At 46.6% G+C, this 3,813-nt stretch carries 3 protein-coding genes; 1 reads left to right on the top strand and 2 read right to left on the bottom strand.

What is annotated here, in order from left to right; all coding sequences use genetic code 11:
- Positions 1–108: 108 nt before the first annotated feature.
- A complete protein-coding gene (locus CIK04_RS18315) occupies positions 109–468 on the bottom strand; it encodes a four helix bundle protein (RefSeq protein ID WP_097353315.1) in 360 nt (119 codons plus the stop codon).
- An 81-nt stretch (positions 469–549) separates the two neighbouring features.
- Positions 550–1,686, bottom strand: a complete 1,137-nt coding sequence (locus tag CIK04_RS18320; RefSeq protein ID WP_097353324.1) for a polysaccharide export protein — start codon at positions 1,684–1,686, stop codon at positions 550–552.
- A gap of 629 nt (positions 1,687–2,315) precedes the next feature.
- On the opposite strand from CIK04_RS18320, the gene CIK04_RS18325 reads away from it, so the two are divergent.
- Complete coding sequence (locus CIK04_RS18325; RefSeq protein ID WP_011078857.1) at positions 2,316–2,576, top strand: hypothetical protein; 261 nt, start codon at positions 2,316–2,318, stop codon at positions 2,574–2,576.
- Positions 2,577–3,813 lie beyond the last annotated feature (1,237 nt).

The following is a 3,813-nucleotide window of genomic DNA, read 5'->3' on the forward strand; positions in this document are numbered from 1 at the left end:
CCTGTGGTCCTGTGGTCCTGTGGTCCTGTGGTCCTGTGGTCCTGTGGTCCTGTGGTCCTGTGGTCCTGTAAAACAGGAGAGGAACAGCCACACCAATTATGTCAAGTGTTATCGTACCGTGCCTTTGCGAATTTTGATCAACTTCGCCAGCATGACAGAAATATGTTTAGCTTCTTGAACGAATGCCATTCCCTGCTCTTTGCTGATATAACCCAGCTCTATCGCGATGTAGAGTTGAGTAATCATTTCTCCACAAGAACCCTTAGCAATATATAAAAATCGCGCAGATTCTTTGGCCGTTTCCCTTTCCTCACCTTCTGAAATATTGGAAGGGACGGAAAGGGAACTTCGCGTTATCTGATCAACCAATGCATAGTTTTTGCAGCTATGAAGGGCTTTGACGATATCAACAGAAAGTCTTGAACTCTTTTTCCATACTTCAAGCCTTTCAAATCCCAAAACCCTCATCAGGCATCCTTGCTTACACGAAACTTATCCAATCCGTTTGCCCTTAGGACCAAAGGGCCATAGAGCCGTTTTTAAATCATCTTACGGCCACGTTTTAACGCGTAGAGCACCTTCAGTTAGGTTGTTGAAGCCATTGATAGTTGGTAGTAACTGACCAATTACACGATTCCAGCGAGAGATCGGTGCGGCGGTCACATAGACGATATCGTATGGTTTCAGATCGAATTCTGTGCCAATCACTAGTGCTGAGGCATCTTTAATGTTGAGCTGATAAATATCTGCCATGCGTTCAGATTTGTTGTCTGACGTGCGGATGACGAACACGCCTGTTGCATCGGCAGAGAGCTCGTTGATTCCGCCAACGCTGCTGAGGGCTTCCGTCAGGCTCATACCAGAGCGATCCATTTTAAGCAGTTTGGGATCTTTCACTTCGCCCATTACAAACACTTTTTGGCTGTCGTTGCGTGGCACGTGGATGATATCGCCCGGCTCTAATAAACGGTTTTGCGTTAAGTCGCCACGCTGCATAAGTGCGTAAAGAGAAATGGCTTGCTCTTCACCGTTGCGAGTAAGCGTCACGTTGCGCCAATCGGCATCTTCCGCTAGGCCACCAGCACGGTTAACCGCATCAAGAACAGTTAAAGGGATATTAGTGATGGCTTGTTGGCCTGGATTTTCAACTTCACCGGTAATGTAAGCTTTCTTAGAACGAAACGCGGCTACGTTGACATCCACTTGTGGGCTTTCAATAAACTTCGCAAGACGTTTGGCAATATCGGCGCGGATCTCACGCACGGTTTTATCCGCCACTTCTACAGTGCCAATATAAGGGTAGAAAATGGTGCCATCTGCATGTACCCAGTTACCCGCTTCAGATGCACTACGGTAAGAACCTGCTGGAATCGTCAACTCAGGGTGATCCCAAATGGTAACGTTAAGAATGTCACCAGGGCCCACTTTGTATTCATAACGAGCGATCTGCAGATCAAGTTCTGGGTTTGCGCGAGAAGCAAAATGCTGCGCTTTGGCGTATTCCGTGACCGATTGAGCGTTTAGCGGATACAGATTAACCACCTCAGAAAGGTTACTTTCTTGGCTGCTATCGTTCACTTCAACAAGGTTTTTATTATCGGTGGATAGATGTGAGCCGGGTACAGTACAACCGGCAAGCAAGGCAGGCGCTAGCATCGCTAGCAGAAGTTTTGTTTTTAGTTCCATGTAAGCCAAATCGTCTAAATTAAGAATGTTTACAGCACTCTTGAATGAGCAAAGGTTCGATTGAACACCATTTCTTTCTAACGCTTTTGAAAGCATAGGTATTCAACATAGTTAAAGGCGTTTTCCTTAACCGCATTTAACTATACTTTATAGCCTAGCTCCCACACTGACTGCGATTTTAAGCAGCTTCGCACAACATTCTACGCTAACTGAACGTAAGAAAATGTAAGAACCCGTTAAAAGTGTGGTTTTCCACCCAGATTTGTGGCTTTTTTGACACGCTACCGCCCTTTGGTAAGCACGCAAAACCACATAGCGCTGGGACAATTTGCTGCGCAATAGCTCTAATAACGGCTTGCTGCAACAAAGTACTGACGTTTTATGACACCACTGAGTATTGTGTCATTATTAATATTTTTTATGGGCGGTTATTATCCATATTGTGGCTTAGAGCACAATGATTTTTGATACGCAAACGTTACTATCAATAAGATAAAAACCATAAATTCACATCGTTGCACCTACAACTAATTGTTTACATTCCGTCCATATTCTACCTAAAATAAACACCGGAGCTATTAAAGCTCCGACATCGATGTTTGAAAACGTATATATACAAAGGAATAATCATGAAAAAAATCGCATTAGCAGCGTTGATTGCACTAGGTGTGTCTTCTACTGCATTTGCTGCGGGTGAAGCTGCAACAGCAACTACAGCAACTAGTACAACTGCTTCTACAGGCGCAGCAGCAGGTGCTGGCGCAGGTGCAGCGGGCGCGGGTGCAGCAACAACTGCAGCAGTAGCGGCAGGTGCAGCAGTAGCGGCAACAGCGGTTGTTGTTTCTTCAAACAACACTACTGGCACTACTGGCACTACTGGTACTAACTAAGTTTTAGTGCTTTAGTATCTAAGCCAACACTTGAAAGAGTGTTGGTTTTTTTGTTTTTAGGGAAAGTGAACGTAAGTTGCTGGGATTATTGTGATCAACGTTAGTGATGGCGGGTGCTGACGGATGGATCCCCACGTTCGTAAGGATGACGGAGTGAGAGAATTGATCGCACCACCAGCTGTCATTCCCGTGCATACGGGAATCCATTCATTCACACGCGCCAGAAGCCGAGTATTGGCAACGCACTCACAATAACAGACAAAAACTAAAGCGAAACCAACAGCAACACAGGCAATGAAACGATATAACCAAGCCACGGCGCTCGCTATACAATGGATCCCCGCGTTCGCGAGGATGACGAGGTGAGAGAGTAGCAAAACCAACAGCAACACTGGCAATGAAACGATAAAACCGARCCACGGYGCTCGCTATACAATAGATCCCCACGTTCGTGAGGATGACGGGGTGAGAGAGTAGCTAAATCAACAGAAACACCAGTAATGATGCGATAAAACCAAGCCACGGCGCTAGCTATACCATGGATCCCCGCGTTCGCGAGGATGACGGAGTGAGAGAATTGAACCGCACCACCAGCTGTCATTCCCGTGCATACGGGAATCCATTCATCCACACGCGCCAGAATCCGAGTATTGGCAACGCACTCACAATAACAGACAAAAACTAAAGCGAAACCAACAGCAACACTGGCAATGAAACGATATAACCAAGCCACAGCGCTCGCTATACAATGGATCCCCGCGTTCGCGAGGATGACGGGGTGAGAGAATTGATCGGCACCACCCACCTGTCATTCCCGTGCATACGGGAATCCATTCATCCACAAGCGCCGGATGCCACGTTTGGAAACACATTCACAATAACAGACAAAAACTAAAGCGAAACCAACAGCAACACCGATAATGGAACGCCAAAACTGAGCCACAGCGCTTGCTATACAATAGATCCCCACGTTCGTGAGGATGACGAGGTGAGAGAGTAGCTAAATCAACAGAAACACCAGTAATGAAGCGCTAAAACCGAGCCACGGTGCTTGCTATACGATGGATCCCCGCGTTCGCGAGGATGACGGGGTGAGAGAGTAGCTAAATCAACAAAAACACCGACAATGAAGCGCTAAAACCGAGCCTCGGTGCTCGCTATACAATAGCATCCCCGCGTTCGCGAGGATGACGAGGTGAGAGAGTAGCTAAATCAACAGAAACACCAGTAATGAAGC

It is taken from the genome of Vibrio sp. 03_296, assembly GCF_002265885.1.